The sequence below is a fragment of the Variovorax sp. Root411 genome (assembly GCF_001425205.1).
Taxonomy (GTDB): Bacteria; Pseudomonadota; Gammaproteobacteria; order Burkholderiales; family Burkholderiaceae_C; genus Variovorax.
In genome coordinates this window covers 122589-138882 of record NZ_LMDW01000021.1, presented here as the reverse complement: position 1 = coordinate 138882, position 16294 = coordinate 122589, and the positions used below count along the sequence as shown (strand labels likewise).

Here is a 16294-nt window from a genome sequence, read left to right as displayed (position 1 = left end):
GCGCCTACAGCACACGCCGCCCCCTGCCGACAGTGGCGCCCTGCAGGCGGCGCAATGCTGGACGCGTCTCAACACAGGAGTCCTCGCGTGAATTCCATCATTTACATCGTCGGTCTGATCGTGGTGCTCGTAGCCGTGCTTTCGTTCTTCGGCCTTCGCTGAGACCGGGCACGCGCCCTTGCCTTCCGCGACATGCAGAACGGGGCCGCTTGCGGCCCCGTTTCCATCGTGGCCGTCCCTGATGCGCCGGGCATAATTCGCGCGCCCCCCGCACCCGGCGGGCGATGGACCGATTGGCTGCGAAGGGACCCTGTTGACCAACACCGCGCTGCGCGAAACTGCTTTTCCGGACGCGGTGATCACCGAGGCCATCCGATGGACCGAGCAGACCGGCCCGCTCGACGATGCGCAAGCCCTGCGCACTGCAGCATCGCGCACAACCGATGCCCACGGGCAGATCATCGAGCGTGCGCTGCGGCTCGGCGAACGCATCGGCCTCCAGTCTGAGTTCGCACGCGCCCGGCAGTGGGCGCCGTGGGTGCTGCTCGCGCTGGTGGCGCTGATCGTGGTGGCCGGCCTCGGGCTGGCGGGCAACGTGGTCGGCGGCGGCGAGCGCCACATCAACGTGATCGTCGCGCTCGTGAGCCTGCTGGGCCTGCATGCGCTCACGCTGCTGCTGTGGCTCGTGGGCCTGTGGATGCCCTTTGCTTCCTTCAGTACCGCGTCGCTCGGCTGGATCTGGCTGTCGCTCACCGCGCGCGCGGCCGGCGGCAGGCGCGGCCAGGCGCCGCTGCTGGTGCGCGCCGCCACCGGGCTGCTCTCCCGCGCCAGGCTGCTGCCATGGGCCTTTGGGCTCGTGAGCCACGGCATCTGGTCGCTGTCGTTCGCCGTGGTGCTGGCCGCCATGCTGTTCGCGCTCGCGTTTCGCAGCTACACGCTGAGTTGGGAGACGACGATCCTCGAGCCGGCCTTCTTCGTGCGGGCCGTGCAGGCGCTCGGCTGGGCGCCGGCGCAGCTCGGCTTTCCCGTGCCCGATGCCGCCGCCGTGCTGGCGGCGGCCCCCGGTGCCGCAAACGCAGGCGGCCAGCGCACCTGGGCGCTGTGGCTCACCGGCTGCATCGTGGTGTACGGGCTGCTGCCGCGCGTGGTGCTCGTGCTGCTGAGCGCCTTCGTCTGGAAGCGCCGCCGCAAGGCGCTGCAGCCCGACTGGAGCGAGCCCTACTATCGCAAGCTGGTGGCCCGCTTTGAGGCGATGGCCCCGGCGGCCATCGTCGATGCCGATCCGGGCCGCACGCGCGGCGCGTTGCCCACGGGCCTGCCGGCCTCGGAACTGCATGACGCGCTCTTCGTCGTCGGCTTCGAGCTGCCGCCTGACATGCCCTGGCCCCCTGCCGCCCTGCCCGCCGGCATGGCGACGCAGGCGCAGCGCATCGACGGCAGCGCCCCTGCGCGCCGCACCCTGCTCGACCAGTTGGCCCACGTCCATCCGCGTACCGTGCTGCTGGTCTGCCACGCCGCATCGAGCCCCGACCGCGGCACCGAGCGCTTCCTGCGCGAGCTGCTCGCGCATTGCGGCGAGTGCCGCATCTGGCTGGCCGATGCGCCCCATGCCGGCGCCACGCAGCGCTGGCTCGACTGGCTGCGCGACACCGGCCTGGAGCGCGTCGCCGCCAGCGACCGCCTGGACGTCTCCTTGCAGGACGGGGTCGCCGCACCATGACGCCGCAGCCACCCATCCGTATCGCCGTCGTCGGCCACACCAATGCAGGCAAGACCTCGCTGCTGCGCACGCTCACGCGCCGCGTCGGCTTCGGCGAGGTGTCGCAGCGCCCGGGCACCACGCGCCATGTCGAATCGGTCGACCTCGACGTGGACGGCGCAGCCGCCGTGCGCTTCTTCGACACGCCGGGCCTGGAAGACGCGGTCGCGCTGCGCGAGCACCTGGCCGGCTTTGATCAGCAGGCCACGCCGCCCGAGCGCATCCGCCAGTTCCTGCAAGGCCCCGAAGCCCATGGCGTGTTCGAGCAGGAGGCCAAGGTGCTGCGCACCATGCTCGACATCGACGCAGCCTTCCTGGTCATCGACGTGCGCGAGCCGGTGCTGCCCAAGTTCCGCGACGAGATCGAACTGCTCAACTCCTGCGCGCGCCCCGTACTGCCGGTGCTGAATTTCGTGCGCGACGCCGCCAGCCGCGAACCGGCGTGGAGAGAGCTGCTCTCGGCCTATGGCCTGCACGTGCAGGTGCGCTTTGACGCGGCGGCCCCGTTCGTCGGCGCCGAGCAAGACCTGTACAACGACCTCGCCACGCTGCTGCGCGAGCGCCGCGACTTGCTGCGCGGCGTGGTCGATGCGCTGGATGCCGAAGCGGCCCGGCGCCGCCAGTCCGCCTGCACGCGCATCGCCGCGCTGCTCGTCGATGCAGCCGCGGTGCGCCGCACGGTGTCGTCCACCGAGTTCGCCGACGCGGCACGCCGCCAGGCGCTCGTCGCCGCGCTGCAGAAGGCCGTGTTCGACAAGGCCCAGCGCTGCACCGACGACCTGCTCGCGCTCTACGGCTTCCGCCAGGGCGACGCCGACGAGGCCCCGCTGCCGATGATCGAAGGCCGCTGGACGCTCGATTTCTTCAGCCCCGAAGCCATGAAGGACGCGGGCCTGCGGCTCGGCAAGGGCGCGGTCATCGGCGCCGCGGTAGGCGTGGTGGCCGACCTGGCAGTGGCAGGCATCTCGCTCGGCGCGGGCGCGGCGCTGGGCGGCGCCATCGGCGGTGCGGTGTCGCAGGGCTGGGGGCCGCTCGGCCGCAAGCTGGCCAACAAGCTGCGCGACGTACACGAACTCACGGTGGAAGACGGCGTGCTGTTCACGTTGGCCGCATGGCAGCTCAAGCTCACGCAGGCCCTGGAGCAGCGCGGCCATGCGGCCACGCAGCGCATCGCCGCGGATGCGCCCGAGAACGGCGACGCCCCCACGCGAGCCGCGGCGGCCGCGGTGCGTGGCGTGCAGCCGGCGCGCAACCATCCCGAATGGGAAGTCACGGGCGTGGCCAGCCGTGCGTTCTGGCGCCCTTCTCCGCAGCGCGAAGCACTCGTGGCCGACCTCTCGCACGCGCTGCTGCGTGCCTTCGAAGCCGCCTGAAACCGCCGCGTCAGTTCACCAGCGCCTGCAGCCGCGCGTAGTCGCCCGGCCGCGCGCCCATCTGCTCGGGCGTCGAACGTTTCGCGATCCGCTCCAGGAACAGTTGCCGGTTGGCTGGCGACACGGTCATGCCCTTGTCGCGCAGGAACTTCTCGTCCTCGAGCTCGCCGGCGATCACGCCCACGTTGGTCCACTTCGCGGTTTCCGCGAGCACCTTCTCGACCATCGCCTGCTGGGGCGGCGCGAGCTTTGCCCAGGCGGCCTTGCCGATGACGATGCCCAGCGTGTCGTAGACGTGCCCCGTCAGCAGCACGTATTTCTGGACTTCGTAGAGCTTCTTCGACTTGACGATGTCGAGCGGGTTTTCCTGCGCCTCCACCTCGTTCTTCTTGAGCGAGCCATAGAGGCTCATGAAAGGCAGCGTCACCGGCTTGGCGTCGAGCGCGGTGGCGAACAGCTGGTAGGCCGCGGCGGCGGGCACGTACAGGCGCAGGTCGCGGAAGTCCTCGGGCCTGGACAGCGGCTTTGCCGACGTGACCTGCCGCGCGCCGTAGTACACCGAAGCCACCATGCGGTTGCCGCTCTTCTCGTTGTAGCCCTTCATCAGCTCGGCCAGCAGCGGGCTCGCCAGGTATTTGCGCATGTGGTCGAGGTCCTTGAAGGCGAAGGGATAGGTTCCCAGGCTCAACGGCGGATAGCCCTCGGCCAGCGTGGCCTGCCCGACGTAGGCGATCTGCACCGAGTCGTTCGCCAGCATCAGCGGAAAGTCGCCCTCCTGCCCCAGCTTGGAGGAAGGAATGACCTCGATCTTGATCTTGCCGTCTGACTGCTCGGCGATCTTGCGCGCCGCCAACTCCGCCTGCTGGTGGAAGATGCTCGTGGGCTCGTAGACATGGCCCCACTTGAATTGCAGCACCTGGGCCTGGGCGTGGACAGCGATGACGCCACCCAATGCCATCAGCAGGACGCCCGCCCGGTGCCACGGCAAGAAGCTTTTCATGAACTCTCCCTCGATGAGAAAAGGCAAAACCAGTGCAAATTGCGCGCCAGCGCAAGGGAATGCCACGAAAACACCCCCGGGCTCAATCGTAAGGATTTGAAACAAAAAGTGGTAATCGGGTTTGCCCGAGCACGGGCATACGATCACGCAACAAACACAGATCAGAGGCCCCCATGTCCCCCTTGCCCCTCGAACCCGACGACGACAACAGCACGAACCCGAACGGTGCAGGCATGCGCAAGGGCCTGACCAGCTACGGCGACCGCGGCTTCTCGCTGTTCCTGCGCAAGGCCTTCATCAAGGGCGCGGGCTATACCGACGCGGCGCTCGACCGCCCCGTGGTCGGCATCGCCAACACCGGCAGCGCCTACAACCCCTGCCACGGCAATGCGCCGCAACTCGTCGAGGCCGTCAAGCGCGGCGTGATGCTCGCAGGCGGGTTGCCGATGGACTTTCCGACCATCTCGGTGCACGAGAGCTTCGCCGCGCCCACCAGCATGTACCTGCGCAACCTGATGGCCATGGACACCGAGGAAATGGTGCGCGCGCAGCCCATGGACGCCGTGGTGCTGATCGGCGGCTGCGACAAGACCGTGCCCGCGCAGCTCATGGGCGCGGCCTCGGCGGGCCTGCCGTCGATCCAGCTCATCACCGGCTCGATGCTCACCGGCAGCCACCGCGGCGAGCGCGTGGGCGCCTGCACCGACTGCCGGCGCTACTGGGGCAAGTACCGCGCGGGCGAGATCGACGCCGAGGAAACCGCCGACGTCAACAACCAGCTGGTCGCGAGCGTGGGCACCTGCTCGGTGATGGGCACGGCCAGCACCATGGCCTGCATCGCCGAGGCACTGGGCATGACGATGCCGGGCGGCGCCTCGCCGCCCGCTGTGACGGCCGACCGCATCCGCATCGCCGAGCAGACCGGCGCGCAGGCGGTGCAGATGGCGCGCGACCATCTCACCATCGACAAGGTGCTGACCCCCGCCGCCTTCGAGAACGCGATGCGCGTGCTGCTGGCCATCGGCGGCTCGACCAACGGCATCGTGCACCTCGCGGCCATTGCCGGGCGCATGGGCCTGGACATCGACCTGCACGCGCTCGACCGCATGGGCCGCGAGACGCCGGTGCTGCTCGACCTGAAGCCCTCCGGCCAGCACTACATGGAAGACTTCCACGCTGCCGGCGGCATGGCCGCGCTGCTGCGCGAACTCAAGCCGCTGCTGCACCTCGACGCGCTCACCGTCACGGGCCGCACGCTGGGCGAGGAGATCGAGCGCGCCGGGCCGGGCTTCAGGCAGGACGTGGTGCGTTCCGCAAACAACCCGATCTATCCGCAGGGCGGCATCGCCGTGCTGTGGGGCAACCTCGCGCCGGGCGGCGCGATCATCAAGCAGTCGGCCGCCGACCCGGCGCTGATGGAGCACGAAGGCCGTGCGGTGGTCTTCGAGAACGCCGAAGACCTGGTGACCCGCATCGACAGCGACGAGCTCGACGTGACGGCCGACGACGTGCTGGTGCTCAAGAACATCGGCCCCAAGGGCGCGCCGGGCATGCCCGAGGCGGGCTACATCCCCATCCCGCGCAAGCTCGCGCGTGCCGGCGTGAAAGACATCGTGCGCATATCCGACGGCCGCATGAGCGGCACCGCCTTCGGCACCATCGTGCTGCACGTGACGCCCGAGTCGGCCATCGGCGGGCCGCTGGCCTATGTGCGCAGCGGCGATCGCATCCGGCTCAGCGTGGCAAGGCGCGAGATCTCGCTGCTGGTGACGGACGAAGAACTGGCGCGCCGCGCGCAAGAGACGACGGTGGTCGAGCCCACCGCCGAGCGTGGCTACAGGAAGCTGTTCCTGCAGACCGTGACGCAGGCCGACAAGGGCGTGGACTTCGACTTTCTCCGTGCGCCGGATACGGTAGGGAAGGTGCCGCGGGCATGATGCTTTTCTTCAATGGCCGTTCGTGCATGGCGGCTTGCCGTTCGCCTGCCGCAGGTACGCAATCAGGTCTGCCCGCTCCATCGGGTCCGGTACGCCGTCATAGGTCATGGCGCTTCCTGGCACCATGGCCAGAGGCTTCGCCAGGAAGCGGTCGAGTGTCTTGTCGTTCCACACGATCTTCGAATTCTTCATGGCCTGCGAATAGCTGAAACCGGGCACGCTGCCGGCCAGCCGTCCGAACAGGCCGCAGTGCCTGGGCCCGACCCGGTCGGTCGCCAGCGCATGGCACGCCAGGCAGCGCGCATAGATCTGCTCGCCGCGCACCGCATCGGGCGCGGCGCCCCATGCGGCCATGCTTGAGAACAGCGCGGCAACCGCCAGAAGCTGCAGGGGCGTCACGACACGAAGGCCGAAGGCACCACCGGTGCTTCGCCGAGCGCCTGGCGCAGCACGGCCCAATGCATGGCTTCGTCGCCGAGGATGCTCGCCGCTGCCTTCGACAGATCGCGGTTCGCAAACAGCGGCACGGCCCCCAGGTAGGCGCTCACCGCGCCCTGTTCGAGCTTGGCCGCGAACCGCAGCACGTCCGCCTGCGACTTCAGCTGGTCCGCCGGGAAGTCGTACTTCGGCTTGGCTGCAACGGCCTTGCCGCCGAGCTTGGCGACCGTCTGGGACAGCAGCTCCGCGTGCGCCTTGTGGTGCCCCTGGAAGGTCAGCGCCAGGTCGAGCACCGGCTTCTCGAGCAGCTTGCTTTCGGCACCGAGCTGGTAAGCCGCAATGGCTTCCAGCTCCGCGCCCAGCGCGGTATTGAGGATCTGCACATCGTTCCCGCTCGCGCCGCCGGCCTTGGCGGCCAGCACGTCCTTGCCGGCCAGCAGCGCAACCGCGGCGCCGGACAGCACCAGGCCCGAATGGCCCAGGAACATGCGCCGGGCGGCAATGGGGGAAGTCATCTGAAAGAAGGACATTTTGTTTTCCTCGCAGGGGTGAACGTCACGAGCGGGGCGATTCCCGCGCGTCGACAAGGCTCGACAGCACACCCGCCACGATGCGATCGCAACGTGCGCCATCGAATGAGAAGGCGTCGCCCAAAGCGACGTCCATGTCGCGAGACAGGCCCTCGCGCAGCAGGCTGCGTGCGCGAAAGAAGCGCGTGCGCACGGTCGCTTCGGGCAGTGAGAGCGCAATCGAGGTCTGCGCCACGCTCATTTCCTCGACCGCCCGCAGCATGAACACGGTGCGGTAGGCATCGGGCAGCCGGTCGATGCGGCGCTCCATCAGAAGGCGGATTTCTTCGCGCATGGCCAGGCGTTCGGGTTGCAGGTCGGGATCGTCGGCCACCGCCGACGCCGGGTCCGGGTCCGGGGCCACGTGGTCTACGTTCGCCCCATCGAGCGGAATCACCTGTGCCCCTCGACGCCGCAAGCGCCCCAGGGCCTCGTTGATGACGATGCGCACCAGCCAGGTCGAAAGCTGCGCGTCGTCCCGGAAGGTGCCGATGGCCCGCCATGCGCGCAAATAGGCCTCCTGCACGGCGTCCTCCGTCTCGGAGTCGCTCTTGAGCACACTGCGCGCCGTGCGGAACAGCAGCTGGTTGTGGCGCCGCATGATGGCCGCGAAAGCCTGCGCGTCGCCCTGTGCGGAGCGCGCCGCAAGCTCGCGGTCGGATGCGCCCTCGGTGGCGGGGGCGGCGTCGGGGGTGGAGGCGATGTGGGGCATGGAGGCTGCTTTTCCCATTAGATGGTGCGAACCCGCGCCGCGTTTCAGTTATTTCTGCACGCGCCCGGAACACCTCGGTCACTGCCGCGTCACGCGCCAAACCTAGCATCCCACGGCTTTGGTTTCCCTTTCAACGAACCCTCGAAGACCGCATATGAAAATGAGCGCCCCCGCTCCCGCGCCACGCCCGGTTCGCGCCGCCCTCGCAGCCATCGGCGGCAGCCTCGTGATTGCAGCCTGCGGAGGCGGCAGCGGCGGTGGCATCGCGTTCCCGGTTCTCCCGCCGGCGCCGGCACCTGCCCCCGCACCACCGGCCCCTGCCCCGGCTCCCGCGCCCCTGGGCACGCTCGACGGCTCGGTCCCGCTGGTCATCGGCCACCGCGGCCTGCCGGGCCTGTACCCCGAAGAAACCAAGGTCGCCTACGAAGCCGCGGCCGACGCCGGCGCCGATTCGCTCGAAACCGACCTGCATCTCACCAAGGACTGCGTGCTCGTCGCGCGGCACAACCCCTGGCTCAGCGACAACACCAACATCGCCGACGTCGCCAAGACCAACACCACCGTCGCAGGCCGCAAGCGCACCGTGCCGGGTGTGCTGGTAAACGTGACGTACCCGCCCGTCGAGGCCAACGGCCCGGCCCAGCACCTGAGCGACCTGACCGACCCGAGCGATCCGAGCGATCCGAAGTCGGTGCTCAAGTCGCTCGTCGTCGATGGCGAGGACCACACCAACGACTGGTCGATCACCGACTTCACGATGGACGAGCTGCGCCAATGGATCCGCGGCACCACCTACGATGCCAGGGACCAGCGCCCGACGGACCTCAACGGCAAGCTGCCGATCCTGAGCTTCCAGGAAATCATCGACATCGCCAAGGCCAAGAGCGCAGCCACCGGCCGCACGCTCACCGTGTACCCGGAGACCAAGAACCCGATCTGGAACAACGCCCAGGCCATCGCCAACGGCTGCGGGCCGGCCGGCAGCCATCCGCTGGAAGACGCGCTGCTGAAGATCATGAATTTCAACGACCTGAACCGCAAGGACGCGCCGATCTTCGTGCAGAGCTTCGAGCCCGAGAGCCTGAAGTACCTGCGCTCGGCCGGCATGAAGGCTCGCGCGGTGCAGCTGGTGGACGGCAACGACGTCAACTACCAGACCGGCGAGATGATCTACGTCACCAACGACGTCTACACCTTCGTCGACGGCCGCCCCTACAGCTGGACGCTGGCCGGCAACCCGAAGTGGTTCGGCGAGATGCTCACGCCCGCGGGCCTGGCCGACGTGAAGACCTATGCCGACGGCATCGGCCCGTGGAAGCCGCAGGTCATGGCCCACACCATCGTGCCCTTCGTCGCAGGCAAGGGCCTGGCCGACGTGAACACCATCAAGCCCACCAGCCTGATCGCCGATGCGCACAAGGCCGGCCTGTTCGTGCACAGCTACACCTTCCGCAACGAGGCGAAGTACCTGGCAGGCATCTACAAGGGCGACCCGACGGCCGAATACCTCGCGTACTTCCGCGCGGGCATCGACGGCGTGTTCTCCGATTTCGCGAACACGGCGTTCGCGGCGCGCGCGGCCTACCTGAAGGAAACCGGCCGCTGAGGCCCAGGCCGGCCTGCGTACATGTACCCCGGCGAACGGTTCAACGGATACAGCCACCTGCTGGGCCTGCTGCTCGCATTGCCCGCGACAGCCCTGCTGCTCGCCAAGACCGTGCCCACCGGCGACCCTGCGCGCATCGCGGGAGCGCTGGTGTTCTCGCTCTCGGCCGTGGCCCTGTATGCGGCCTCCACCCTCTTCCACAGCACGCGCGGCCGGCACAAGCGCATGTGGGAGCGCGCCGACCATTGCGCGATCTACCTGCTGATCGCGGGCACCTACACGCCCTTCGCGCTGGTCACGCTGCAAGGTCCGTGGGGCTGGCTGCTGCTGGCGACCATCTGGGGCGCGGCGCTTTTCGGCATCTGGCGCGAGCTGATGCCGGCCGGAGGCAATGCGTTGAAGAAGCCATCATTGGCGCTGTACATCGGCATGGGCTGGCTCGGGGTGCTGGCCGCCGTGCCGCTGGCCGCGCGGCTCGAAGGCGCGGGGCTGGCATGGCTGCTGATCGGCGGCGTGCTCTACACGGCGGGAACGGTGTTCTACCGCAACCGCCAGGGCTTTCGGCATGCGCACGGGGCCTGGCACCTGTTCGTGCTGGCGGGGACGGCGAGCCACTATGTGGCGGTGGGGTGGTTCGTGCTGTAAGCCCTACTCCCGCGCAATGGCACGGAATTCACCCGGCGCCATGCCCTTGAGCCTGCGGAAGTGCCGGTTGAAATTCGAGATGTTGTTGAACCCCACCTCGTAGCAGATGCTGCTGACGTGCTGGCGCGTGGACAGCAGCAGCCGGCAGGCTTTGTCCACGCGCAGGCCGATCACCACGTCGGTGAAGGTCTGCCCCGTGGCACGGCGAAAGCAGCGCGAGAAGGTGTGCTCGCGCATGCCGACCACGGCGCTGACTTCGGCGAGCGAGAGTTCTTCCGCGTAGTTTTCCCGGATGTGGTCGAGCGCCGTGTGGATGCGCGTCGCGCGGCCGTTCTCGTCATGCGCGTCGTCCTGCAGCGACGGCGTGCAAAGCAGACGGTAGTCGTTCCACTGCGCGAGCTCGCTCAGCAGCGCAGTGAATTCCGAGAAGCGTGCGAGCCCCTGCAGCGCGTGGATGCGCCTGAAGCGCCCTGCCGTACCCTCGCCGAGGCCGAGAAACTGCACGCCATGCCGTGCGCGGGCCAGCAGCGGGCCCGCGTCATTGAGTTCGGGAAACAGCTCCATGCCCCGGCGCAGCGGTTCGTCGCCGAAGCGCAGCACCAGGCCACGCGGCTGCTCGGCTGCCCCGGTCGCGCGGTATTCGATGGCCAGCCTGTGCGGCAGCCTGGGGCCCAGAAGAACGACCGCTTTTGGGGGCACCTCCCTGTCCGCGCCGTCGCTCACGCGGATGCGCCCTGGCAAGGCCCCCGTGAGATGCAGTTCGTAGTCGTGCAGGCCGGCCTGCCGGTCGCGGGCTGCGTACGCTGCGTACTCGGTGCAGTGGATCGAGGTTTTCTTGTCGAACACGTCGGCACCGGGCCGTTGGAACATCGCGCGGCGCAGGGTGTCAGGCATGCGCGGTCGGGCAGCGATGGCTGGCGGGATCGTGTTGAACAAGACCGGATCTCCAACTAGAAAGGAATGGCCTCAGTCACCGGTGCGCTGCACCGTCTGCTGCTGGAACTTCGCAAGGGTGCGGTATTCGTCGCCGAGCTTGCGCGGCAGTGAGAGGTACACGGGCAGCAATTGCCGATAGAGCGCCGCGTTCTTCGGATTGGGCGTGTGGCGGTGCGTGGCGCCCACCATGCCCGACACCACGTCGAGGGAATCGACGTGCCCGAGCGCATAAAGCCCGAGGACGGCAGCGCCGAGGCAGGAGCTCTCGAAGCTCTCCGGCACCACCACTTCGCGGTCGAACACGTCGGCCATCATCTGGCGCCACAGCCCCGAGCGCGCAAAACCGCCTGTGGCCTTGATGCTGGTGCTCGTGCCCGCAATCGACTCGACCGCGGGCAGGATGCTGTAGAGATTGAAGATGACGCCCTCGAGCACGGCGCGGATCATGTGCTCCTTGCGATGATGGATGCCCAGGCCGAAAAAGGAGCCGCGCAAATCCGCATTCCAGTACGGCGCACGTTCGCCGGTCAGGAAGGGATGGAACACCAGGCCTTCGGAACCGGCCGAGACGCGTTCGGCAATGCGCGTGAGCACTTCGTAGGTGTCGATGCCCAGGCGCTTGGCGGTCTCTGCCTCGGCGGAGGCGAACTCGTCGCGCACCCAGCGCAGGATGATGCCGCCGTTGTTCACCGGCCCACCGACGACCCAGCGCCGGTCGGCCAGCGCATAGCAGAAGGTGCGGCCTTCGGCGTCGGTCATCGGGCGGTCGATCACCGTGCGCATCGCGCCGCTGGTCCCGATGGTCACGGCCACCTCTCCCGGCGCCACCGCGTTCACGCCCAGGTTGGAAAGCACGCCGTCGTTGGCCCCGACGACGAAGGGCGTGTCGCTCGACAGCCCGAGCTGCGCCGCCGTCTCGCCCGCCAGTCCCTCCACGTGCCAGGTCGTGGGCACCGGCGCCGAGAGCTGCTCGGCGCGCACACCCGCGAGCGCGAGCGCCCCGGCGTCCCAGTCGAGCTGCCCGATGTTGAAGAGCCCGGTGGCCGATGCGACCGAATGGTCCACCAGCCAGCGGCCGAACAGCCGGAAGAACACGTACTCCTTGATGCCGACGAAGCGCCGGGCGCGCGCGAAAAGCTCCGGGCGCTCGTGGCGCAGCCACACCAGCTTGGCCAGCGGCGACATGGGATGGATCGGCGTGCCCGTGCGGTGGTAGATCGCGTCGCCCTCCCACTCCGCGCGAATGCGCCCGGCCCAGGCCGCGCTGCGGTGGTCGGCCCAGGTGATGCTGCGCGTCAGCGGCGCGCCGTGTTCGTCCACCAGGATCAGGCTGTGCATGGCCGCGCTGAACGACACGCACAGCACATTGCCCGGCGCCGCCTTGCACTGCCGCACGCACGAGGCGATGGTCGACAGCACGGCCTAGTAGATCTGCTCCGGGTCCTGCTCCGCGGCCGCGGGTTCGGGCTGCAGCAGGGGGTACTCCACCGCATCGTTCGCCAGCACGCGCCCCGCCGGGGAAAAGGCGACCGCCTTGGTGCTGGTGGTTCCGATATCGACGCCGATGACGATGCGGTTCATGTGCCTTCTCCTGGACGACCATGCCGAGCAGCATGATGAAGATGATCGCGACGACCGAGATCCAGCATCACCTCCTCAAGATCGAAAAAATCAGCCGCTGGGGAATCAACCGGGTTTGTGCCGATGGCCAAGGGCTGGGATAGCGCTATCCTAGGACTGCGCTGTCCAATTAAATACTGGTATTAACCCCAATAAAAATGGCCAACACCTCCGAACGCCCCCGCTCCCGTTCTTCCAGCCGCGTCACGCTCGACGACGTGGCCCGGGTGTCCGGCGTCAGCCCGATCACCGTGTCCCGCGCGCTGCGCGGGGCGCGCAACGTGGCGCCGGACCTGCAGGCCCGCGTGCAGGCCGCGGTGGACAAGCTCGGCTACGTGCCCAACGTTGCTGCGCGTGCGCTGGCTTCGGCCCGCAGCTCCCATGTCGCGGTGCTGATCCCGTCGCTGACGAACGCCCTGTTCGTCGATTTGCTCGAGGCGGTGCAGGACACCCTGGCGCCTTCGGGTTTCCAGTCGTTGATCGGCGTGACGCACTACGACCTCGCGCAGGAAGAAGCGCTGCTGCTCAGCTATCTCTCGCAGCGCCCCGCCGGGCTGCTGCTGACCGGCCTCGACCGCAGCGCGGCGGCCTCGCGCATGCTCGAAGAAAGCGACGTGCCCTGCGTGCACCTGATGGAAACCTCGCCGGCGCCGGGCATCTTCAGCGTGGGACTCTCCCAGCAAGACGCGGCCCATGCGCTCACCGAGCACCTGCTGCAGCGCGGCCGCCGGCGCATCGCCTATGCGGCGGGCCAGCTCGATCCGCGTGTGATGCAGCGGCTCGAAGGCTATCGGCGGTCGCTGCGTGCGGCGGGCTGCCACGACCCGCAGCTCGAACTGCTCACGCCGGGCCCGACGTCCATGGCGCTCGGCGGACGGCAGTTCGAAGACCTGCTCGCCCGCCACCCGGACATCGACGCGATCTTCTATTGCAACGACGACCTTGCGCAGGGAGGCCTGCTCGCCGCGCTGCGCACCGGCGTCTCCGTACCGCAGCGCGTGGCGATCGCAGGCTTCAACGACCTCGACGGCAGCGACCAGATGCTGCCGTCATTGACCAGCGTGCGCACGCCGCGCAAGGAGATCGGCATGCGCGCCGCCTCGATGCTGCTGGCACTGATGCGCGGCGAGCCGGTGAGCGAGCGCACGGTGGACATGGGGTTCGAACTGGTGGTGCGGCAAAGCAGTTGACGGCGTCTCAGCCCGCCAGCGCAGCCACCACGATGCGCGTTGCCGATGCAATGACGTCGCTGCGTCCCTTCGCGTCCTTCTGCGGAAAGGTCAGGTACACCGACAGCACCAGCGGGGCACCGGCCGGCGGCCACAGCACGCCGACATCATTGGTGCTGCCGTAGGAACCCGAGCCGGTCTTGTCGCCCACCTTCCAGCCGGCCGGCACGCCCGCCAGGAAACGCTCGGTACTCGTGGTGTTGCCGAGCAGCCAGTCCTTCAACTGTTCGCGCTGCGCCGTGCCCAGCGCATCGCCCAGCGCCAGCCGCTGCACGCTGTCGGACATCGCCGCGGGCGTGGTGGTGTCGCGCAGGTCGCCGGGAATTGCGGTGTTGAGCTCGGGCTCCGTGCGGTCGAGCCTGAAGGCCTGGTCGCCGATGCCGCGCGCAAAGGCAGTGACCGTGGCCGGGCCGCCCAGCATCTTCAGCAGCAGGTTGGCGGCGCCGTTGTCGCTGTACTGCACGGTGGCGGCGCAGAGTTCGGCAACCGTCATGCCGTCGGCCATATGCTTCTCGGTGATGGGCGACCAGGAGACGAGGTCGGCCTTGCCGTAGCCGATGCGCCGCGCGAGCAGGCTGGCGTCTTTCGCGCTGTGTTCGAGCACGGCCGCGGCCAGCATCAGCTTGAAGGTGCTGCACAGCGGAAAGCGCTCGTGCGCCCGGTGCTGGATGCGCGCAGCGCTGCCGGTGTGGAAGCCGGCCACGCCCAGGCGGCCGCCCGAAGCGCGTTCGAGCTCGGCGAGCTGCGCCTCGGCCGAAGACGGCGATCCCGTTCGGGACCACGCGGTGCATGCGCCGGCGAGCGGCAGGACGGAGGCGGCGAGCAACAGGCTGCGGCGCTGGACGGGAGGATTCATTTCGTCTTCTCTTTCATTCGGCGAGTGGATGGGACGAAGCGAATCCTAGGAGCGCCCCTCCCGGCGATCCAGCCGCCCGGCGACGTTTCGCGTCCCGGGTGTATCTGCTGTAACGGCGCCGAGCGGCTTCAGGCCGGCGGCGGCGGCGCAGGCCGAAGGCATGTCTTCGCGATCAGCACGGCTCCCGACACGCAGCACAACGCGAGCATGAGCAGCGCGTACCTCGCGCCCCGGGTGAGCAGCGCAACGTCCAAAGCCGAAAGGCCTGTGCCGCCGTGTCCCAGGATCATTCGCTGCGAGTCCTCGGGCAGTTGCGCCATCGCCACGCCCAGCGTCAACGCTGTGCCCACCATGATTCCCGCGTTCTGGAGCGTCGAGCGCACGCCGTTGGCGATGCCTCGCCGATGGGGACGCACGCTCTGCAGGATCGACGCGTTGTTGGGCGTCACGAAACTCCCTATGCCGCAGCCGAGCATCAGCAGGCACACGGCAAGCTGGCCGGCACCGATCGACGGCTGCAGCAGCGCGGCCAGCAGCGCCAGCGCGCCTGCGGCAAGCAGCATCGCAGCCATGCAGATCGATTCGGGTCTGAAGCGATGCAGCAGGCCGCCGGCAACGGGCGCGGCCACCAGCATCCCGAGGGCGACAGGCGCCACGCGCAGCCCGACATCCGAGGCAGACAGGGCCGTGCATGCCTGCAGATACAGCGCAATCAGCAAAAGAGGCGCCGCCTGCGTCATCGACAGCAGCAGGATGCAGATGTAGGCGGTGCGGCGCCGCAGGTCGCCGAAGAGTTCGGGGTCGACCAGCGGACTGGCCACGCGCCGCTGAAGCCGGGCGAACGACAGGATTCCCGCGCCGCCCGCGAGCAGGAAGCCCCACACCGACATGCTGGCCCAGCCATGGCTCCCCGCCAGCGAGAGCGCATAGGTGACGCATCCGATCCCGACCAGGGACAACGCGGCGCCGGCCATGTCGAAGCGCTCGGCACGGACCGCCGCCGTCTTCGGGAGGATCCGCCACGACCATGCCAGGACGCACAGGCCGACGGGAACATTGAGCATGAAGAGAACCCGCCATCCCCACCACGACACGATGAAGCCGCCCGCCAGCGGGCCGGCGACCTGGGCCAGCGCGGCCACCATCGCGAGCACGCCCAGGGCGAGCCCCATCCTGCGGCGGCCGAACGCATCGCCCACCAGGGCACTGGTGTTGGCCATGACGCCCGCGGCGCCCACGGCCTGGCAGATGCGGAAGACAAGCATCGTTTCCGCGCTCGTCGCGACGGCACAGGCCGCACAGGCGACCACGAAGAGGCCCAGCCCCGCCAGGAACAGGTGCCGCCGCCCCCACAGGTCGGCGAGCCTTCCGAAGCTGAGGATGCACACGGTGCTCACGAGCATGTAGGACAGCAGGATCCAGCTCGCCTGCGCGGGCGAGGCCTGCAGGCTGCGCCCCACCGCGGGCAGCACCACGTTGAGCGCGCTGAGGTTCAGGAAGCACAGCAGCGCACCGAGGCATGCCGCGGCGAGCACGGCCCACCCGGCCCTGTCCTCGTCGTCGGCAGCCGCTTCTGCGCGCGAAGAGCCTGTGAGGAATGCGGCCGCCACCGGT

At 68.8% G+C, this 16294-nt stretch carries 13 protein-coding genes and 1 pseudogene; 6 read left to right on the top strand and 8 right to left on the bottom strand.

The features are described 5' to 3' along the window. The first annotated feature begins 313 nt into the window (after positions 1 to 313). Together ASC92_RS27465 and ASC92_RS27460 are read left to right on the top strand one after the other, a co-directional pair. Positions 314 to 1720, top strand: a complete 1407-nt coding sequence (locus ASC92_RS27465; protein WP_056522562.1) for a DUF2868 domain-containing protein — start codon at positions 314 to 316, stop codon at positions 1718 to 1720. After that, complete coding sequence (locus ASC92_RS27460; protein WP_056522558.1) at positions 1717 to 3132, top strand: GTPase/DUF3482 domain-containing protein; 1416 nt, start codon at positions 1717 to 1719, stop codon at positions 3130 to 3132. The genes ASC92_RS27465 and ASC92_RS27460 overlap by 4 nt, the downstream gene beginning before the upstream one ends. Before the next feature lie 10 nt (positions 3133 to 3142). Here ASC92_RS27460 and ASC92_RS27455 read toward each other — a convergent pair whose 3' ends face one another. Beyond that, positions 3143 to 4132: a sialic acid TRAP transporter substrate-binding protein SiaP gene (locus ASC92_RS27455; RefSeq protein ID WP_056522555.1), complete on the bottom strand. Its 990-nt coding sequence runs from the start codon at positions 4130 to 4132 to the stop codon at positions 3143 to 3145. Between the two features lie 173 nt (positions 4133 to 4305). Here ASC92_RS27455 and ASC92_RS27450 point away from each other — a divergent pair, with 173 nt between their 5' ends. Next, complete coding sequence (locus tag ASC92_RS27450; protein WP_056522553.1) at positions 4306 to 6069, top strand: IlvD/Edd family dehydratase; 1764 nt, start codon at positions 4306 to 4308, stop codon at positions 6067 to 6069. A 9-nt stretch (positions 6070 to 6078) separates the two neighbouring features. Here ASC92_RS27450 and ASC92_RS27445 read toward each other — a convergent pair whose 3' ends face one another. From ASC92_RS27445 to ASC92_RS27435, 3 genes are read right to left on the bottom strand one after another with little or no spacing between them, the layout of a single operon-like run. Beyond that, the gene (locus ASC92_RS27445; protein ID WP_056522754.1) at positions 6079 to 6423 is read right to left on the bottom strand and encodes a c-type cytochrome; all 345 of its coding nucleotides are present in this window, start codon (positions 6421 to 6423) and stop codon (positions 6079 to 6081) included. Between the two features lie 41 nt (positions 6424 to 6464). Next, a complete protein-coding gene (locus ASC92_RS27440; protein ID WP_056522550.1) occupies positions 6465 to 7037 on the bottom strand; it encodes a ferritin-like domain-containing protein in 573 nt (190 codons plus the stop codon). 25 nt (positions 7038 to 7062) lie between these two features. Beyond that, complete coding sequence (locus ASC92_RS27435) at positions 7063 to 7788, bottom strand: RNA polymerase sigma factor (protein ID WP_056522548.1); 726 nt, start codon at positions 7786 to 7788, stop codon at positions 7063 to 7065. A 154-nt stretch (positions 7789 to 7942) separates the two neighbouring features. Here ASC92_RS27435 and ASC92_RS27430 point away from each other — a divergent pair, with 154 nt between their 5' ends. Then, entirely contained in the window at positions 7943 to 9394 is a 1452-nt protein-coding gene (locus tag ASC92_RS27430) for a glycerophosphodiester phosphodiesterase family protein (protein ID WP_056522545.1), read from the top strand. A gap of 21 nt (positions 9395 to 9415) precedes the next feature. Then, positions 9416 to 10039, top strand: coding sequence for a PAQR family membrane homeostasis protein TrhA (gene trhA / locus ASC92_RS27425; protein WP_056522543.1), 624 nt, complete (start codon positions 9416 to 9418; stop codon positions 10037 to 10039). Between the two features lie 3 nt (positions 10040 to 10042). On the opposite strand, the gene ASC92_RS27420 is transcribed toward trhA, so the two are convergent. Both ASC92_RS27420 and gntK read right to left on the bottom strand, forming a co-directional pair. After that, a complete protein-coding gene (locus ASC92_RS27420) occupies positions 10043 to 10933 on the bottom strand; it encodes an AraC family transcriptional regulator (protein ID WP_056522751.1) in 891 nt (296 codons plus the stop codon). 72 nt (positions 10934 to 11005) lie between these two features. Then, positions 11006 to 12556: pseudogene (gene gntK / locus ASC92_RS27415) on the bottom strand (gluconokinase). 197 nt (positions 12557 to 12753) lie between these two features. On the opposite strand from gntK, the gene ASC92_RS27410 reads away from it, so the two are divergent. After that, positions 12754 to 13785 carry a LacI family DNA-binding transcriptional regulator gene (locus ASC92_RS27410; protein ID WP_056522538.1) on the top strand — a complete coding sequence of 344 codons (1032 nt, stop codon included), beginning with the start codon at positions 12754 to 12756 and terminating at the stop codon, positions 13783 to 13785. A 7-nt stretch (positions 13786 to 13792) separates the two neighbouring features. On the opposite strand, the gene bla is transcribed toward ASC92_RS27410, so the two are convergent. Continuing rightward, a complete protein-coding gene (gene bla, locus ASC92_RS27405; protein WP_056522535.1) occupies positions 13793 to 14680 on the bottom strand; it encodes a class A beta-lactamase in 888 nt (295 codons plus the stop codon). Between the two features lie 128 nt (positions 14681 to 14808). Further along, positions 14809 to 16290, bottom strand: coding sequence for an MFS transporter (locus ASC92_RS27400; RefSeq protein WP_235506025.1), 1482 nt, complete (start codon positions 16288 to 16290; stop codon positions 14809 to 14811). Positions 16291 to 16294 lie beyond the last annotated feature (4 nt).